The 17500-nt window shown below is 62.3% G+C and carries 13 protein-coding genes and 2 rRNA genes; 10 read left to right on the top strand and 5 right to left on the bottom strand.

Annotated features, from left to right (window positions below; genetic code table 11):
- Window position 1 precedes the first annotated feature (1 nt).
- Window positions 2-2753 (top strand): 23S ribosomal RNA (locus ACHMWQ_RS02850).
- An 89-nt stretch (window positions 2754-2842) separates the two neighbouring features.
- Window positions 2843-2957, top strand: a 5S ribosomal RNA gene (rrf, locus tag ACHMWQ_RS02845).
- 804 nt (window positions 2958-3761) lie between these two features.
- On the opposite strand, the gene ACHMWQ_RS02840 is transcribed toward rrf, so the two are convergent.
- A complete protein-coding gene (locus ACHMWQ_RS02840) occupies window positions 3762-4490 on the bottom strand; it encodes a FadR/GntR family transcriptional regulator (protein WP_396306333.1) in 729 nt (242 codons plus the stop codon).
- Window positions 4491-4924: 434 nt separating this feature from the next.
- Between ACHMWQ_RS02840 and ACHMWQ_RS02835 the strand changes: the two genes are divergently transcribed.
- The 7 genes from ACHMWQ_RS02835 to ACHMWQ_RS02805 all read left to right on the top strand — a co-directional run bounded on the left by ACHMWQ_RS02835 (window position 4925) and on the right by ACHMWQ_RS02805 (window position 11287).
- Window positions 4925-6202 carry an extracellular solute-binding protein gene (locus ACHMWQ_RS02835; protein WP_396306332.1) on the top strand — a complete coding sequence of 426 codons (1278 nt, stop codon included), beginning with the start codon at window positions 4925-4927 and terminating at the stop codon, window positions 6200-6202.
- A gap of 75 nt (window positions 6203-6277) precedes the next feature.
- Window positions 6278-7150 (top strand): carbohydrate ABC transporter permease, encoded by an 873-nt coding sequence (locus ACHMWQ_RS02830; protein ID WP_266335074.1) that lies wholly within the window; start codon window positions 6278-6280, stop codon window positions 7148-7150.
- Complete coding sequence (locus tag ACHMWQ_RS02825; protein WP_396306331.1) at window positions 7147-7980, top strand: carbohydrate ABC transporter permease; 834 nt, start codon at window positions 7147-7149, stop codon at window positions 7978-7980. Before ACHMWQ_RS02830 ends, ACHMWQ_RS02825 begins: the two co-directional genes overlap by 4 nt.
- Before the next feature lie 91 nt (window positions 7981-8071).
- Window positions 8072-9595: an alpha-N-arabinofuranosidase gene (locus ACHMWQ_RS02820; RefSeq protein WP_396309373.1), complete on the top strand. Its 1524-nt coding sequence runs from the start codon at window positions 8072-8074 to the stop codon at window positions 9593-9595.
- Window positions 9596-9768: 173 nt separating this feature from the next.
- Window positions 9769-10512, top strand: a complete 744-nt coding sequence (locus tag ACHMWQ_RS02815) for a heme ABC transporter permease (RefSeq protein WP_396306330.1) — start codon at window positions 9769-9771, stop codon at window positions 10510-10512.
- Window positions 10509-10709, top strand: a complete 201-nt coding sequence (gene ccmD, locus ACHMWQ_RS02810; protein ID WP_396306329.1) for a heme exporter protein CcmD — start codon at window positions 10509-10511, stop codon at window positions 10707-10709. Before ACHMWQ_RS02815 ends, ccmD begins: the two co-directional genes overlap by 4 nt.
- The gene (locus tag ACHMWQ_RS02805) at window positions 10706-11287 is read left to right on the top strand and encodes a DsbE family thiol:disulfide interchange protein (RefSeq protein ID WP_396306328.1); all 582 of its coding nucleotides are present in this window, start codon (window positions 10706-10708) and stop codon (window positions 11285-11287) included. The genes ccmD and ACHMWQ_RS02805 overlap by 4 nt, the downstream gene beginning before the upstream one ends.
- Before the next feature lie 54 nt (window positions 11288-11341).
- Here the strand turns inward: ACHMWQ_RS02805 and ACHMWQ_RS02800 are convergent, their stop codons facing one another.
- The 4 genes from ACHMWQ_RS02800 to ACHMWQ_RS02785 form a co-directional block, all read right to left on the bottom strand.
- Window positions 11342-12319: a sugar-binding transcriptional regulator gene (locus tag ACHMWQ_RS02800; protein WP_396306327.1), complete on the bottom strand. Its 978-nt coding sequence runs from the start codon at window positions 12317-12319 to the stop codon at window positions 11342-11344.
- Window positions 12320-12371: 52 nt separating this feature from the next.
- Window positions 12372-14069, bottom strand: coding sequence for an ABC transporter permease (locus ACHMWQ_RS02795; RefSeq protein ID WP_396306326.1), 1698 nt, complete (start codon window positions 14067-14069; stop codon window positions 12372-12374).
- Window positions 14066-15154 carry an ABC transporter ATP-binding protein gene (locus tag ACHMWQ_RS02790; protein WP_396306325.1) on the bottom strand — a complete coding sequence of 363 codons (1089 nt, stop codon included), beginning with the start codon at window positions 15152-15154 and terminating at the stop codon, window positions 14066-14068. Before ACHMWQ_RS02790 ends, ACHMWQ_RS02795 begins: the two co-directional genes overlap by 4 nt.
- A gap of 107 nt (window positions 15155-15261) precedes the next feature.
- Window positions 15262-16275: an extracellular solute-binding protein gene (locus tag ACHMWQ_RS02785; RefSeq protein ID WP_396306324.1), complete on the bottom strand. Its 1014-nt coding sequence runs from the start codon at window positions 16273-16275 to the stop codon at window positions 15262-15264.
- Between the two features lie 141 nt (window positions 16276-16416).
- Here ACHMWQ_RS02785 and ACHMWQ_RS02780 point away from each other — a divergent pair, with 141 nt between their 5' ends.
- Window positions 16417-17193 (top strand): inositol monophosphatase family protein, encoded by a 777-nt coding sequence (locus tag ACHMWQ_RS02780; RefSeq protein WP_396306323.1) that lies wholly within the window; start codon window positions 16417-16419, stop codon window positions 17191-17193.
- Window positions 17194-17500 lie beyond the last annotated feature (307 nt).

The following is a 17500-nucleotide window of genomic DNA, read 5'->3' as shown; positions in this document are numbered from 1 at the left end:
TGATCAAGTGATAGAAGGGCATTCGGTGGATGCCTTGGCGCTAAGAGGCGATGAAGGACGTGGTACGCTGCGAAAAGTTACGGGGAGCTGCGAACAAGCTTTGATCCGTAAATATCCGAATGGGGAAACCCACCCAGCGATGGGTATCGTGCACTGAATACATAGGTGTACGAAGCGAACCCGGGGAACTGAAACATCTAAGTACCCGGAGGAAAGGACATCAACAGAGACTCCGCTAGTAGTGGCGAGCGAACGCGGATGAGGCCAGTGGTTCATGTGAGACAACCGGAAGGACTTGGAAAGGTCCGCCATAGTGGGTGATAGCCCCGTACGGGTAATGCGAACATGGATCCTTGAGTAAGGCGGGACACGTGAAATCCTGTCTGAACATGGGGGGACCACCCTCCAAGCCTAAGTACTCCTTAGCGACCGATAGCGAACAAGTACCGTGAGGGAAAGGTGAAAAGCACCCCGACAAGGGGAGTGAAACAGTTCCTGAAACCGGATGCCTACAAACAGTCGGAGCCCAAGGTTTGTCCTGGGTGACGGCGTACCTTTTGTATAATGGGTCAGCGACTTAATCTGACGAGCAAGCTTAAGCCGATAGGCGTAGGCGCAGCGAAAGCGAGTCTGAATAGGGCATTCAGTTCGTCGGATTAGACCCGAAACCGGGTGATCTAGCCATGAGCAGGTTGAAGGTGCGGTAACACGCACTGAAGGACCGAACCCACGTCTGTTGAAAAAGACGGGGATGACTTGTGGCTAGGGGTGAAAGGCCAATCAAACTCGGAAATAGCTGGTTCTCCGCGAAAACTATTTAGGTAGTGCGTCGGATGAATACCTTGGGGGGTAGAGCACTGGATGGGCTAGGGGGATTTACCGTCTTACCAAACCTAACCAAACTCCGAATACCCAAGAGTACTATCTGGCAGACAGACGGTGGGTGCTAACGTCCATCGTCAAAAGGGAAACAACCCTGACCGCCAGCTAAGGCCCCCAAATCATGGCTAAGTGTGAAAGGATGTGGGGATCCCAAAACAACCAGGATGTTGGCTTAGAAGCAGCCATCATTTAAAGAAAGCGTAACAGCTCACTGGTCTAAATAAGGGTTCCTGCGCCGACAATGTAACGGGGCTCAAGCCATGTGCCGAAGCTGCGGATTTGATCTTCGGATCAAGTGGTAGCGGAGCGTTCCGTAAGCCTGTGAAGGAAGACTCGTGAGAGCTTCTGGAGGTATCGGAAGTGCGAATGCTGACATGAGTAACGACAAACAGTGTGAGAGACACTGTCGCCGAAAGTCCAAGGGTTCCTGCGTAAAGCTAATCTGCGCAGGGTTAGCCGGCTCCTAAGGCGAGGCCGAAAGGCGTAGTCGATGGGAATGAGGTGAATATTCCTCAGCCTGCGGGTAGTGACGAATGCCGTGTATTGTAGTGCCTTATTGGATTGGTGCTGCAGTGAAGGTGTTCCAGGAAATAGCTCCCGCTTATAGACCGTACCCTAAACCGACACAGGTGGACTGGTAGAGTATACCAAGGCGCTTGAGAGAATGGTGCTGAAGGAACTCGGCAAATTGCCTCCGTAACTTCGGGAGAAGGAGGCCCTCGTCTTGGGCAACCAGGGCGAGGGGGCACAGACTAGGGGGTAGCGACTGTTTACCTAAAACACAGGGCTCTGCGAAGCCGTAAGGCGACGTATAGGGTCTGACGCCTGCCCGGTGCCGGAAGGTTAAGAGGAGAGGTGCAAGCTTTGAATCGAAGCCCCGGTAAACGGCGGCCGTAACTATAACGGTCCTAAGGTAGCGAAATTCCTTGTCGGGTAAGTTCCGACCTGCACGAATGGCGTAACGACTTCCCCGCTGTCTCCAGCACCTACTCAGTGAAATTGAATTCCCCGTGAAGATGCGGGGTTCCCGCGGTCAGACGGAAAGACCCCATGAACCTTTACTATAGCTTTGCACTGGCATTCGTGTTTGCATGTGTAGGATAGGTGGTAGGCTTTGAAGCATGGGCGCTAGCTCGTGTGGAGCCATCCTTGAAATACCACCCTTGTGAATATGAATGTCTAACCGCGGTCCGTCATCCGGATCCGGGACCGTGCATGGTGGGTAGTTTGACTGGGGCGGTCGCCTCCCAAAGTGTAACGGAGGCGCGCGATGGTGGGCTCAGACCGGTCGGAAATCGGTCGTCGAGTGCAATGGCATAAGCCCGCCTGACTGCGAGACTGACAAGTCGAGCAGAGACGAAAGTCGGCCATAGTGATCCGGTGGTCCCACGTGGACGGGCCATCGCTCAACGGATAAAAGGTACTCTGGGGATAACAGGCTGATGATGCCCAAGAGTCCATATCGACGGCATCGTTTGGCACCTCGATGTCGACTCATCACATCCTGGGGCTGGAGAAGGTCCCAAGGGTTCGGCTGTTCGCCGATTAAAGTGGTACGTGAGTTGGGTTCAGAACGTCGTGAGACAGTTCGGTCCCTATCTGCCGTGGGTGTAGGAATATTGAGAGGATCTGTCCTTAGTACGAGAGGACCGGGATGGACGTACCTCTGGTGGACCTGTTGTGGCGCCAGCCGCATTGCAGGGTAGCTATGTACGGACGGGATAACCGCTGAAAGCATCTAAGCGGGAAACCCACCTCAAAACGAGTATTCCCTTGAGAGTCGTGGTAGACCACCACGTTGATAGGCCGGGTGTGGAAGTGCGGCAACGCATGTAGCTTACCGGTACTAATAACTCGATTGGCTTGATCATTCTCATTAATCCATGCTCATCCCAGGTGATCTCCAAGAGAGCACCGACAATGAACATCGATGACAAAACCAGTTTCTGTGCTTCGCCGGCCTGGTGGTCATGGCGAGGAGCCTGAACCCGATCCCATTCCGAACTCGGCCGTTAAACTCCTCTGCGCCAATGGTACTTTGTCTTAAGACACGGGAGAGTAGGTCGCTGCCAGGCCTGCAAAGCACAGAAAAAACAAACCCTTCGAGACACTCAATCTTCTCTCTACGATGACAAACACACAAAACCCCGCCGCGCCAAAAGCCGGCGGGGTTTTGTCGTTCTGGGCACAGGCAAAGGGAAATGGCGGAGCGCGAGGGGGCCGAGGTAAGGCCGCGTCATAGCTCCCAAGCCTAGCTCGGCCCGAGGCCAGGACGCGAAAGCGCCAGACCAGACCGCCGGAAAAACCGTCCCAGTACCAACGCGGAGGCCGAGCGGCAGAACCGCGTGCACAAGAAGCCCAGGCAATCCGGCGCCCCAGCGCTGTCGTCGATCGAGAACGCCTAAGCCCCTGATGCGACCGCGAGTTCGGAGACCGCCGTCAATCCGACAAAAGGGCGGTGCGTTCGAGCCCCGCCTCCGCCAAAGCTCCGGCTCCGGGAGAAAATGAGCGGTTGCAAGGCCGTCCGGGTGGATATGGCGCAGGTCTGCCAGCTCACCCAACCTCGTGACAATCTTCCTCGGCCGGGAGAATATTGCCCTACGAGGAACGCTGCTTTGCTCCGGCTACAAGTCCGCGCTGAGCCGCCGGGATCGCCAGCACGCCAGTAAATCGGATGGTCTGGCAGAACCTGTACTTGACCTCGTCCGTGGAGGCAGACTGTCTTTCTCAAGCGCGCAGCCAAATCCCTGCGCTGAGATGTTCGCGCGTCGTCGCGGACGAAGGTATCCCCTGCAGAGCGGCGCCTGATCGCGCGAAATTCGTTGCAACGGGTCCGGATCGCTTGGCCGAGGGCGAGACGATCAAATTCGTCCAGAAAATCAGGCGGCGTCGACGGTCAGGGGCAGCATGCGTTCGCGTGAGGCGGCGAGCAGGCGGGTCATCGCATCCGCGGCTTCCTTCGGCCGGCGCGCGAGAATCGCCGTCCGCACGGCGTCATGCAGGGCGATGTCCTCGTTGGGCTGCGCTGCGTGCTGCTGCAGCATTTCCGACGAGACCCGCAGCGCGGACTTCACCGCGCTGCCGATGGTGACGAACAGGCCGTTATGCGACGCGTTGATCACGGCCAGATGGAAGCCGAGCGCCGATTCGGACGTCGCCTTGATCGGTAGCTTCTGGTCATAGGCCGCCACCAGCTCGTGAAAATAGTGCTCGATCTTGGCGAGGTCATCCGCCGTCCCGTCGCGCGCGGCCAGGAACGACGCGCGCGGCTCGAAGCAGAGGCGCATCTCAAAAATGTCCTCGACGATCTTGTTGTCGAACTGCGCCTGCAGGCGCCAGGCCAGGACGTCGCGATCGAGCAGGTTCCATTCGGCGAAAGGCAGCACGCGGGTGCCGATCTTGGGTGAAACCTCGATCAGCCGCTTGCCCGCCAGGCTCTTCACCGCCTCGCGAATCGTCGTCCGGCTAACGCCATAGGTCTGGCAAAGCTCGCTCTCGATCGGCAGGGCCGTTCCAGGCACGAATTCGCCGGAGACGATCCGGACGCCAATATGATTGGCGACCTGCGCGCTCATCGTCCCAACCGGTAGAAGCTCGCGCTCCAGCATCACACCCTCTCCCGCCAAGTGCCATCCCTTTACGCGGTTTTTCGCGGCTAGGCCAAGTCCTCGCTGCCAATCCCGGGCGAGGGGTGGTTCGGGATGTGCGTCCGGCGACGAGCCGATTGACAAACCCCGAGATCAAAACCATGATCCACGTATATGATAATACCATTGAGGCCACCTTGGGGAGGGGGCTCAGCGGGAAATCGTATGGGAGGCCGACGCCGAATGCTTTTTCGGCAAGGACGGACCGCCCCCGAATCGGGCCATCGCGCAGCGCGCGCCGAGACGGGCGGAGCAGGCAAGGGCCGGGATTGCCGGCCAGCGCCAGGACAGGAAATGCGGTCGCTCCTGGGGGCGACATCCAAGAAGAATGGTCGCCGGAGGACGGGTCTTGTTGGGAGATCCGAAGTGCGACAGCAAAGTGGAGGAATCGGGATATGCGGAAGTTTATGACGAAGGCGCTCGCCACGGCGGCGTTGCTGGCCCTGACGGTCGGCGCGCAGGCGAAGGAGACGGTTGTCTGGTGGGACTTCCTGTCGGGCGGCGACGGCGTCCGGATGAAGTCGCTGATCGACGAATTCAACAAGTCGAACCCGGACATCGAGATCCAGGCGACGACGCTCGAATGGGGCGTTCCGTTCTACACCAAGGTCCAGACTTCGGCTGCCGTCGGCGAAGGCCCCGACGTCATGACCTATCACCTGTCGCGCCTGCCGCTCGGCGTCGATTCGGGCGTACTGCGCGAAATCACGCCGGACGAACTCAAGGCGGCCGGCATTGACGGCGCTAATTACGCCCCGGCGAACTGGAAGGCGGCCCAAGTTGACGGCAAGCAGTATGCGATCCCGTTCGACATCCATTCGATCGTGCTGTTCTACAACAAGGACGCGCTGAAGAAGGCCGACCTCCTGGGCGAGGACGGCAAGCCGAAGGGCTTGGATGGCATCGAGAACTTCGACGCCGCGCTGAAGAAGCTCAAGGATGCTGGCTATGACTACGGCATGTCCTTCCAGACGGCCGGCGACGGCGGTGTCTGGCGCGTCTTCTATTCGCTCTTCAATCAGCAGGGCGGCGAGTTCTTCAAGGACGGCAAATTCCTCGACGGCGACAATGTCGACAAGGCAGCCAAGGCGGCCGGCGCGATGGCCAAGTGGGTCTCCGACGGCGTCGTGCCGAAGCAGACCGACTACAATCCGTCGATCGCCCTCTTCACGTCCGGCAAGGCCGCGACCCTGATGAACGGCGTCTGGGAAGTCCCGACGATGGCCGACCTCGCCAAGCAGGGCAAGCTCGGCTTCGAGTGGGGCGCGGTCCAGATCCCGACCCTGTTCGACAAGCCCGCGACCTGGGCGGACTCACACGCTTTCGCCATTCCGGACCGTAAGGGCAAGGAAATCTCGCCGGAAAAGCTGAAGGCTGTCCTGACCGCGATCAAGTGGATGAACGAGCACTCGATCAGCTGGGCGAATGCCGGTCACATCCCGGCCTATGTCCCGGTGACCCAGACCGAGGCGTTCAAGACGATGGAGCCGAACGCGACCTATTCGACGCTGGCCGCCACCGCCGTGTTCGATCCGACCAGCAAGCTCGCTGGCGTTGCCTCGCCGGTCTATGAGGCCTCCGCCAACAACATCACCACGGTGGTGAATGGCGACATGGATGCCCAGGCGGGCGCCGAAGGCCTGCGTGACGAACTGCAGGGACTTCAGGACTAGTCCTGAATTATCGACGCTTCACGACCCGGCCGGTTCGCCGGCCGGGTCACCCGCCTTGAAGCCTGGAAGCCTCCCATGCACACCAAATCACGCGATAACTGGGTCGCGGCGGCCTTTGTCGCCCCCTTCGTCATCGCCTATCTCGTCCTGTTCCTTTACCCGACCGTTCGGATGGTGATCCTCACCTTCACCGACGCGCCGCTGATCGGCGCCGGGAAATGGATCGGCTTCAAGAACTATCAGAGGCTCTTCAACGACAAGGCCTATCTCAGCGCCGTCTGGAATACGGGCTATTTCGTTCTGCTGACGGTTATTCCGAACACGCTGCTCGGCCTTGTCTTCGCGATGATGGTCAATCGGCAGAAGGGCTATGTCCAGAGCTTCATCCTGGCGGCGTTCTTTCTTCCCTACATCCTCCCGGTCTCGGTCGTGTACCGCATCTGGGAATGGATGATGGACTACCAGTTCGGCATTGCTCAGCACGCGCTCGACGCCTTCTATGGCGAGCGGGTTGCGGTCTTCCGCAACAAGATCTGGGCCATGCCGATGATGGCCTTCGTGACGATCTGGTGGACGATCGGTTTCAACGTGCTGCTGTTCATCGCCGGACTGCGCAACATTTCGCAGGACATGTATGACGCTTCGGCTCTTGATGGCGCCAAACGCTGGAAGCAGTTCCGCTACATCACCTGGCCCCTGATCTGGCCCGTGACCGCCCTCGTGCTGACGATCCAGCTGATCCTGCAGCTCAAGATCTTCGACCAGATCTATCTGCTGACACTGGGCGGCAACGTCAACAACACGATGGTGCTGGTTCAGTACATCTACAAGCAGGCGTTCCAGCTCAATAAGGGAGGCTATGGTGCGACGGTTGCGTTCTCCCTGTTCGCGATCATCGTCGTGGTCTCCGTGTTGCAGTACCAGGCTCTGAGGGCGAGACCGCGATGAATCTTCTCAAGATCGATTTCGCCGGACGCCTGATCACGCTGATCACGCTCGCCATCGCCATCGTCTGGGCGTTCCCTCTTTACTGGGCGGTCATTACGACGTTGAAGCCCGAATTCGAGGTGGCGCAGCCGGGGCTCAACCTGCTGCCGAAAACGTGGACGCTCGGCGCCTATACCCATGTGCTGACGACGACCAAGATCGGCCAGTGGTACGTGAACTCCGTCGTCGTCGCGGTGTCGGTGACCCTGCTTGTCGTCATGATGGGTGCGCTCTGCGGCTATGCGCTGTCGCAGCTGAGGTTCCGCGGCCGGACGGCGCTGTGGTTCACCGTGCTGGCGAGCTTCATGGTGCCGATCCAGGCCCTGATCGTCACGCATTTCGTGCTGATGAGCCAGCTCGGCCTGATCAATTCGTGGCTCGGCATCGTCCTGCCGCAGCTGATCGTTCCCGTCGTCGTCATCGTCTACAAGCAGTTCTTCGACAGCGTGCCGAAGGATTTTCGCGAGGCCGCGCGCGTGGATGGCGCCAACGAGTTCGACATCTTCTTCCGCATCTACCTGCCGATGAACTGGGGCGTCACGACCGCGCTGGCGATCATCACCTTCATCGGCGCCTGGAACGCCTTTCTCTGGCCGTTCCTCGTCTCGACCGCGGATGACACGATGACGGTCACGGTCGGCATCACGATGGTGAAGGAAAACTTCGGCGTCCAATACGCCCGAAACCTTGCCGCCGCCGTGCTCGCCGCGCTGCCCGTCGCCATCGCCTACCTGGTTTTCCAGAGGCGCGTGACCCAGGCGATCATGCTTTCCGCCGGCATCAAGGGTTGATGCCGGACCCTTCAACCTCCGCCGCGACCGGGCCCCGGAACGGGATCGCGGCGGTTTCCTTCACGACCAAGCCGAGAGCTTCCATCCCATGTTGAACGCCAAACTTATCGTTGACCGCGACTTCGTCGTATCCGAACTCGACCGACGCATCTTCGGCACTTTCGTCGAGCATATGGGCCGCTGCGTCTATGGCGGCATCTACGAGCCGGGCCATGCCACCGCCGACGAGGACGGTTTCCGCGGCGACGTGCTGGAGCTTACCCGCGAGCTCGGCACGACGATCATCCGCTATCCCGGCGGCAATTTCCTGTCCGGCTACAATTGGGAAGACGGCGTCGGCCCGGCCGACAAGCGCCCCGTCCGCCGCGACCTCGCCTGGTTCTCGACCGAGACGAACCAGTTCGGCACCAACGAATTCATGAAGTGGTCGAAGAAGGCTAATATCGAGCCGATGTTCGGCGTCAATCTCGGCACCAAGGGCGCCGACGAGGCGCGCCAGTTCCTCGAATATTGCAACCATGAAGGCGGCTCGGCGCTGTCGGACCTCCGCAAGGAGCATGGCTACGAGAAGCCGCACGACATCAAGTTCTGGTGCCTCGGCAACGAGATGGATGGTCCCTGGCAGATCTGCCACAAGACCGCGGAAGAATATGGCCGCGTCGCGCTTGAGACCGCCAAAGTGATGCGCTGGGTCGACCCGACCATCCAGCTCGCCGCCTGCGGCTCGTCGCACCGCAACATGCCGACCTATGGCTCCTGGGAATACCAGGTCCTCGATCATTGCTATGACGAGGTCGACTTCATCTCGCTGCACACCTACTTCAACAACCATGCGGATTCCGCCGCCGAATATTTCGGCGTCATTGAGCTGCTCGATGCGTTCATCAAGGAAGTCGCGGCGATCTGCGACGCGGTCGGCGCCAAGCGTCGCTCGCACAAGAAGATCATGCTGTCGCTCGACGAATGGAACGTCTGGTACAAGACGCACAAGATCGAGAACATGCGCGTTCCCGGCTGGCCGGAAGCTCCGCCGCTGATCGAGGAAGTCTACAACACCGAGGACGCACTGATCGTCGGCGGCGCCCTGATCGCGATGCTCAACAATGCCGACCGCGTCAAGGTGGCCTGCCTGGCGCAGCTGGTGAACGTCATCGGCCCGATCATGACCGAGACCGGCGGTGACGCCTGGCGCCAGACGATCTTCCATCCCTTCGCGCTCGCCTCGAAGCACGGCCATGGCCGCGTCCTGCGCAGCGTCGCGGAATCGGATTCCTACAGCGCCAAGACCTTCCCGGAGATCCCGTATCTCTATGCGACCGTCATCGACAACCCCGCCGATGGCACGACGACGGTGATCGCGCTCAACCGCAGCCTGACGGATTCGATGGAAGTCGAGGTCGAACTGCGCGGCCTCGGCGCCGATCGCGAGCTGGTGCACGCGACCGAGCTGCATCATTCGAACCTCAAGGCCGTCAACACCAAGGAAGCGCCGAACACCGTCGCGCCGAAGGCCAACAAGGACGTGACGATCAACGGCGAGCGGATGACGGTCCGCCTGAAGCCGGCCTCGTTCAACGTCATCACCACCAAGGCGACGCCGGCCAGCAACGCCTGAGTCTGGCTTCCTCCCGAACGCCCAACTGCGCCCGCATCCTCACCGATGCGGGCGTTCTTTTTTCGGCGCCGGCTTCTTGTGCGATCGCCTGAGCCGGCATCCGCGTAGCAAGAAATCGCTGCGGCCCAATCGGTCGCGTTGCGAAAACGGCCCGGCGACCCTATGACATCGGCATGGCCATCATCGATCTCGCCAATCCGACGCGCTTCATGTCGCTGACCGATCGCCTCCTGCCCTGGCTTTGGGGCGCGACGGTGCTCGTGCTTGGCACGGGTCTCTATGTGGGCCTGTTTGTCGCGCCCGCCGACAATCTGCAGGGTGAGACCTACCGCATCATTTTCATCCATGTTCCGGCCGCCTGGCTCGCCATGTTCGGCTACGGCATGATGGCGGCTGCCGCACTGGGCACGTTGATCTGGCGCCATCCGCTTGCTGATGTCGCGGCGAAGGCGACCGCGCCGGTCGGCGCCGCCTTCACGCTGATGGCGCTGATAACGGGTTCGCTCTGGGGCAAGCCGATGTGGGGCACCTGGTGGGAGTGGGATGCCCGCATGACCTCGGTGCTGATCCTGTTCCTGATGTATCTCGGCCTGATCGCGCTCTGGAACGCCATCGAGGATCCGATCAAGGGCGGCCGCGTCGCCGCCGTGCTGATCCTCGTCGGCTCGGTCAATCTGCCGATCATCAAGTTTTCCGTCGATTGGTGGAACACGCTGCACCAGCCGGCCAGCGTGTTCCGGATGAGCGGATCGACGATCGATCCGAGCATGCTCTATCCGCTACTGATCTCGGCCGTCGGCGCGACGCTGCTTTTCCTCAGCCTCAGCCTGATGGCGATGCGCAATGAGATCCTGCGCCGGCGCATCCGGGCGCTGCGCCTCGTCGCTGCGGCAAGTCCGGTGGGAGCCGCGGCATGATCGAATCCCTCGGGCCGCATTCCGGCTTCATCCTCGCGGCCTATGCGGCCAGCGTGATCATCGTGCTCGCCGTGCTGGGCTGGATCCTGGCCGATGGCGTGTTGCTGCGCCGGCAGATGCGGGATCTCGAGGCGCGCGGCATCCGTCGGCGCTCCGCTCGCAAGGCCGCCACCGCGAACGCCAAAGCCTCGTCATGACCGCAACCGAGGTGAAGCCCGCGCGCTCGCTCGGACGACGGCTTGCCATTGCCGCGCCGATCGCCGCCTTTGCGGCGCTTGCCGTGATCTTCGTCATCCGGCTGGAGCAGGGCGGTGACCCGTCGCTGATCCCCTCGGCGCTGATCGGTCGCGCCGCGCCGGCCACCGTCCTGCCGCCGCTGGAAGGACTTGACCGTCCCGGCATCGATACCGCCGATCTCGCCGGCAAGGTCACGCTGGTGAATATCTGGGCGTCGTGGTGCGTGCCGTGCCGCGAGGAACATCCGATCCTCGAAAGGCTGGCCGCCGACGGCCGGATCAACCTTGTCGGCATCAACTACAAGGACAAGCCGGCCAATGCGCGCGGCTTCCTTGGCCAGATGGGCAATCCCTATGCCGCCGTCGGCGTCGACGAAAAGGGTCGCAGTTCCATCGACTGGGGCGTCTATGGCGTGCCCGAGACCTTCCTGGTCGGCCGCGACGGCAAGATCCGCTTCAAGTTCGTCGGCCCGCTCAGCGATGAGAGCCTGTCCTCCGTGCTGATGCCGGAGATCGAAAAGGCGCTGGCCGCGTCCTGATCGGCGGGGCGCCCTCTCTGCCTTTTCCGCAGGGCGTGAAGACGATCGAAGGGGCTAGCCGGTCGCGGCGTTTCCAAGCTCGACGATGCCGGCGGCCGTCGGCAGATCCGTGAAGAGGTGGGTGGCATAGCCACCTTGCAGCGCGGCCGCCATGCCGACGATCTTTTCGGCGCCGCTGGAAACCAGGATGCCGGTCGAAAGCCCCCGGATCTTGTCCGGCGTCAGGCCGATCATCCGCTCGTCCAGGCGGCCGGGCAGATGGTTGCCCGCCTTGTCGATGAAGCGGCTGCAGATCAGGCCGACCGCGCCGCGCGCCTGATAGTCGGCCAGATCCTCGGGACCGGCGATCCCGCTGGTCACGATATGGCTGTCGATCTCGCAGGATCCGACCGCGAACAGCGCCTTGTTGATGTGGTCGAGCTCGCAAAGCTGGGCGGCGATGACGCTTTCGCGCTGCAAGGCTTCCGCCATCGCCGCGCTGGAAACGATGGCCGGCACGTGCAGGTTGACGCACCGGCCGCCAAAGGCAGCGGCGATGCGCGAGGCGCAGCTTTCGGAATCGAAGCCATAGGGCGAATTCACCGCGCCGACCATCTGCACCACCGTCAGCTCGGGGACGGCCCGCCTCGTGACATGTTCCGACAGCGTGAAGACGGTCTGGCCCCAGGCCACGCCGAGCGTATCGCCGGGCTCCAGCAGGTCGGGCAGGCAGCGCGCCGCGAGAAGGGCTGCCCGCTCGAGCGAGAACGTGTCGCCCGGTGCGATCTGCACATCCGCCAGGCCGTAGCGCTCCTGGAGCGTGCGGGCATAGCGGTGGCGGGCAAAGCTCTTGGGGTCGAGCCGCACCTCGACGATGCCCCGCTCGCGCGCCTGCTGCAGATAGCCGACGATCGAACTGCGCGAGACGCCGAGCGTTTCGGCGATCTCGCTCTGGTTGCGGTCTTCGTAATAATAGAGCCAGGCCGCCTCGAGGATCAGATCGTCCGGAAGCCGCGGCGTGCGCCCGGTCGGCTGCGTCTTTTTCGGTGGCAAGGCTGGCTTCCTTCAGCGCGGTTCGTCGCCCGAGTATGCCCGACGGGTTCGGTCAAACCAGGGCCTCCTCGTTCTTCCCCATGAATGTGAAGAGAACAAGAAGCGGCAGGAAGGTCAGCAGGATGAGGACGCTGCCCAGCGCCGAGGCGACGCCGAAATTGCCGTTCACCACCTCGTTGAAGATCTCGATGCTGACGGTCGCGGTCGAGCCCGATTGAAGGATCAGCGTGGCGCTCAATTCGCGGATCGTGTTCGACCAGGTCAGCAGCACGCCGGAAAGAATCGCCATCGAGAGCAGCGGCACTGTCACCTTGACGAAGGTCATTGCCGGCCCGGCGCCGAGATTGACCGACGCTTCCTCGGTATCGCGCGACAATTGCTGCAGCGAGCTGGCGGAGGAGCGCACCGAGAAGGGCAGGCGGCGAATGAAATAGGCCATGATCAGGATCAGCGCCGTGCCTGTCAGCGCGAAGGGCGGATGATGGTAGGTCACCACCAGGCCGACGCCGAGCACGATGCCGGGCACCGCATAGGAAAACATCACGATGGTGTCGAGCAGCGCGCCGATCCGACCCGGCCGCCGGACGATGATATAGGCGATGAGCGTGCCGACCACGGCGCAAGCGAGCGTCGCCGTGCTGGTGAACAGGATCGTGTTCCATAGCGGGCGCGAGATCGTGCCCGCTATGCGGCGGTAGTTTTCGAGGCTGAGCTGCGCCGTCAGCACCGGCCCGTTCGCCTTCAGGAAGGAGGAGACGACGATGTTCACGAGCGGCAGGATGGCGATCGCCATCAGGCTGTAGACATAGGCGGCGGCCGCGAGGCGCTTCGCCGGCGTCGGCTCCTGCATGGTGAGCGGGCGGATCGCGGAGGTCGCGTGTGAAAAGCGCGCTGACAGCCAGCGCTGCAGCAGCAGCGCGCCCGTCGTCACCGCGAGCAGCAGCACCGAAAGCGTGCTCGCCAGCACCGGCTGGCCGCCGAAATCATTGACGAACTCGCCATAGATCAGCAGCGGCAGGACGCGGAATTTCTCGCCGAGGATCAGCGGCGTGCCGAGATCGGTGAAGGCCGCCACGAAGACGAGCAGGCCCGCCGTGGTGATCGACGGCAGGAGGAGGGGCGCGATCACCTTGACGAAGGTGGAGAACTCGCCGGAGCCGAGATTGCGCGCCGCGTCCTCGACGCTCTGGTCGATCGACTTGAGGCCGGAGGAAACCAGCAGGAAGACGAACGGGAAAAACTGCAGCGTGAAGACGAAGATGATGCCGGGGGCGCCATAGATCGACGGCAGCGGAATGCCGTACTCGCCGAAGAACCGGGTCAGCACGCCGCTGCGGCCAAGCAGGATCACCCAGGAGTAAGAGCCGATGAAGGGCGGCGAGACGAAGGTCAGCACGACGATCGTCTTGATCAGGCTGCGCGCCCAGATGTTGTATCGGCTGACGAAATAGGCGGCGGGAATGCCGACCAGAAGCGCCAGCGCGGTCGCGCTCAGGCTGACGATGAACGAGTTGATCAGCGAGCGGTAATAATACGGCTCGGAGAAGAACATGGCGTAATTCTCGAAGACGCTCTTCCCCGCCTCCGTGCCGGAAAAGCTGAGCCCGATGATGTTGTAGACCGGCAAAAGCAGCAGCAGTGTCGTGATGACGAGGGCGCCCAGGGTGACGAGCGGCCAGAAATCGAATAGCCGGCCGATCGCGGCCTGCATCCTGCCGGGCGCGTTTGGCGAGGTCGACAGCGTCGTCATGCGCGTGCCTCGGGCTTGAAGGTACGAACCGCCTGGAGCGGCACATCGAGGTGCAGCTGGCTGCCGGCCTCCGGCATGTCCATGCCGCGCCGCCCCTGCAGCGAGACGGTGATCGGCTTGTCGGCGCCGATCTCGACCAGCAGCTTCACCGTGCCGCCCAGGAACTGGATATCGGTGACCCTGCCGCCGATGCCGGTCTCCCGCGCGCCGTCGGAGGGGGCTAGATCGATGTCCTGCGGCCGGATCGAGACCAGGCATGGCTGGCCGGCCGCGTCGACGCCGCCCATGCCGCGCACGCGGTGGCCGCCGGGAAGCTCGATCAGGCTGCTGCCATCGGCGTCGCGGGCGATGACCGTTCCCGGCAGCAGATTGTTCTCGCCGATGAAGCCGGCGACGAACAGCGTCTTCGGCTCGGCATAGATCTTGTGCGGCACGTCGAGCTGCTCGATCCGGCCCCGGCTCATCACCGCGATCCGGTCCGACATCAGCAGGGCCTCCTCCTGGTCATGCGTCACATAGATGGTGGTGATGCCGATCTGGCGCTGCAGGCTGCGGATCTCGCTCCGGAGATGGATGCGCATTTCGGTGTCGAGATTGGAGAGCGGCTCGTCCATCAGCAGGACGTCCGGCTGGATGACCATGGCGCGCGCCAGCACGACGCGCTGCTGCTGGCCGCCCGAGAGTTCGCGCGGCCGTCGATGGGCGAGATGGTCGAGCCGTACTAGCTCGAGCATGCGCTTCACCTCGCGATCGATCTCGGCCTTGCCGCGCCGCCGGGCGCGCAGCCCGTAGGCGACGTTGTCGAAGACGGTGAGATGCGGAAAGATCGCGTAGTTCTGGAACACCATGCCGGTATTGCGCTGATGCGGCGGCACGTCGTCGATGATCTTGCCGCCGAAGCGGATGTTGCCGGATGTCTGGCGCATGAAGCCGGCCACCATCCGCAGCAGGGTGGTCTTGCCGCAGCCGCTGGAGCCGAGCAGGGTGAAGAACTCGCCCTTGGCAATGTCGAAGCTGACATTGTCGACGGCGGTCGAGTCGCCGAACCGCTTGGTGACGGAATCGATCGAGACGGAGGTTGTCATCTTCGCGCATCCTGATTGCGTGAGCGGCCGCGTCCCGCGCGCGGTGCGCGCGAGCTGGAATCGGAGAGCAGCGGCGGACCGGCAGAGCGGCCCGCCCTCTCGCGGCGTTACTGGGTCTTGACGATGATCTTCTGCATCCGGGCCAGGATGTCGGCGCGTTCGGCGCTCGCCCAGTCGCTGTCATAGTCGATGATCTTGATCTCGCTCAGCGGCTTCATCCGGGGATGGTTCTGCACGCCCTGGCGCGTCGGGCGACGGCCGGGGAAATGCTCGACCAGCTTCCGCTGCGCTTCCTCGGAGAGGATATAGTCGGCGAACAGCCTGGCAGCGTTCGAATTGGGCGAGCCCTTGACGATGAACATGCCTTCCGGCTGCGCCAGCGTCCCGTCCTCGGGATAGATGATGTCGGCGGTGTCGGCGAGAACGTAGTTGAACGCCGCCTCCTCATAGGTGACGCCGATCGGATATTCGCCGCGCCCGACCTGCTGGAAGACGAGGCTCGATTTCAGCACGATGTTGGTATTGGCCGTCATCGCCTCGACAAGCTTCCAGGCCTCGTCGCCGCGGCCATAGATCATCAGCCAGGTGCTGAGCGCCGCCAGCGACGAGCTCGACTTGGACGGGTCGGCATGGACTATCTTGCCCTGCCATTTCGGGTCGGCCAGATCGCTCCACTTCTTCGGCGCGTCCTCGGGCTTCACCTGCTCGCGATTGGCCATCAGCACCATCAGGCTGGCGGCGAAGGGCGTGTTGTAGCCCTTCTTGTCGATCATCGCCGGCTCGATATGGGCGAGCTCGGGAGACTGGTAGGCCTCGAACAGTTCGGGGGCCGAGGCGCCCGTATCGGCGAAGCCACCCCAGAGCACGTCGGAGCCGGGCCGGTCCTTTTCGGCGCGGATGCGGTTGAGCAGTTCGCCCGTGCCCGCCTTCACCGTCGTGACCTGGATGCCGTATTTCTTGCCGAATTCCTGGGTGAAATAGTCCACCATTTCGGAAGGATGGGACGCGTAGACGACCAGTTCCTTTTCGGGCTCGCCACTGGCGGCCATCGCGCCTGCCGTGCTCGCAAGGAACGCCACGCCCGCCGCGGCGACCGCCTTCTTCCAGATTGCCGATGTCATCTCGTCCTCCCAGACCAATGAGCCGGCAAAGGGCCGGCGTGCCGGATCTCCTCCCGGCAAAGCAATCCTACCGGCTCATTGACATATGTCAAATCGTGGTGACATTTGTCTATCGAATTAAACGCGGGAGCCAAGGCGACGATGCGGGACCAATTGATTGAGCTGGCCGAGGCGGCGGGACGGATCGGGCTCTCTTATTTTCGTGGCGCCGGGGCTGAGCCGGGCGTCGAGGAGAAGGGCCATCTCGATCTCGTCACCCAGGCCGATCGCGAGGTCGAGGCATATCTGTTCGCCGAGCTGCAGCGCCTGTTCCCGGAGGACGGCATTTGCGGCGAGGAAGGTTCGGTCCTCCGCCCGGATGCGCCCCGGCAATGGGTGCTCGATCCGATCGACGGCACGTTCAACTTCGTTCGCGGCATGGACCCCTGGGCGGTTTCGATCGGCCTGTTCGAGAATGGCGCGCCGGTTTTCGGCGTGATCCATGCCCCGGCAAGGGGGGAGACGCTATCCGGGGGGCGCGATGTCGAGGTGCTGTTGAACGGCCAGCCCCTGCCGCCTTTGCCGCGGCTCGATCGCAGCCGTGGCGTGATCGCGGTCGGGTTCAGCACGGATACGCCGCTCGACAAGGAACTTGCCGCGATCCGGGGGATCGTCGGCGATCTCAAGATGACCTATCGCCATTGCGGCTCGACGACCGCTGCCTTTCTGATGCTGGTGGCGGGGCAGGTGGATGCCTGCCTCGGCTTTGGGGTGCGGAGCTGGGATGTGATGGCCGCCCTGCCGGTGATCGAGCGGCTGGGCGGCGTGTCGACGATCGACTGGAGCGTCTCCGATTTGATGCAGAAGTTCGACTACGTGGCGGGCTCGCCCGAGGCGGTGGCGCTGGCGCGGCCGCTCCTCGATTGGCGCCCTGCCTGAACGAATCGTCGCCAAAGCCCGAAGCGGCCGTTTTTGGCCGCTTCTCTCTCTCTCTCTCTCTCCTCTCGCCGGCCGCGCTGCCGCACGGCGCAAAGAACGCGTTCCGGTCCTAGCTTGCGAACGACGAACTTCGGCGGCCGACACGGTCGCGGGCTCCGCGCCGCATCAACTCTTAACGAACGTTAATCTTTTCAGTCGCTTAGCTGTACCCGGCGGGATCCCGCGGTTTCCCGCGTCTGTGCCCGTGCCTTGTCCACAGGTTGCGCTTCGTCTTTCGGGATGTGTTTCGGAAGGTTCGGATTTGGGT

Source organism: Kaistia sp. UC242_56 (assembly GCF_044452255.1).
GTDB classification, from domain to species: domain Bacteria; phylum Pseudomonadota; class Alphaproteobacteria; order Rhizobiales; family Kaistiaceae; genus Kaistia; species Kaistia defluvii_A.
This window is presented reverse-complemented; position numbering and strand designations above follow the sequence as displayed.

Excerpts from the sequence above, each read along its gene's own strand:
- ACHMWQ_RS02840 (WP_396306333.1), bottom strand. The coding sequence starts at position 4,490 with ATGCTGGAGCGCGAGCTTCTACCGGTTGGGACGATGAGCGCGCAGGTC.
- ACHMWQ_RS02835 (WP_396306332.1), top strand. The coding sequence starts at position 4,925 with ATGCGGAAGTTTATGACGAAGGCGCTCGCCACGGCGGCGTTGCTGGCC.
- ACHMWQ_RS02830 (WP_266335074.1), top strand. The coding sequence starts at position 6,278 with ATGCACACCAAATCACGCGATAACTGGGTCGCGGCGGCCTTTGTCGCC.
- ACHMWQ_RS02825 (WP_396306331.1), top strand. The coding sequence starts at position 7,147 with ATGAATCTTCTCAAGATCGATTTCGCCGGACGCCTGATCACGCTGATC.
- ACHMWQ_RS02815 (WP_396306330.1), top strand. The coding sequence starts at position 9,769 with ATGGCCATCATCGATCTCGCCAATCCGACGCGCTTCATGTCGCTGACC.
- ccmD (WP_396306329.1), top strand. The coding sequence starts at position 10,509 with ATGATCGAATCCCTCGGGCCGCATTCCGGCTTCATCCTCGCGGCCTAT.
- ACHMWQ_RS02805 (WP_396306328.1), top strand. The coding sequence starts at position 10,706 with ATGACCGCAACCGAGGTGAAGCCCGCGCGCTCGCTCGGACGACGGCTT.
- ACHMWQ_RS02795 (WP_396306326.1), bottom strand. The coding sequence starts at position 14,069 with ATGACGACGCTGTCGACCTCGCCAAACGCGCCCGGCAGGATGCAGGCC.
- ACHMWQ_RS02790 (WP_396306325.1), bottom strand. The coding sequence starts at position 15,154 with ATGACAACCTCCGTCTCGATCGATTCCGTCACCAAGCGGTTCGGCGAC.
- ACHMWQ_RS02785 (WP_396306324.1), bottom strand. The coding sequence starts at position 16,275 with ATGACATCGGCAATCTGGAAGAAGGCGGTCGCCGCGGCGGGCGTGGCG.
- ACHMWQ_RS02780 (WP_396306323.1), top strand. The coding sequence starts at position 16,417 with ATGCGGGACCAATTGATTGAGCTGGCCGAGGCGGCGGGACGGATCGGG.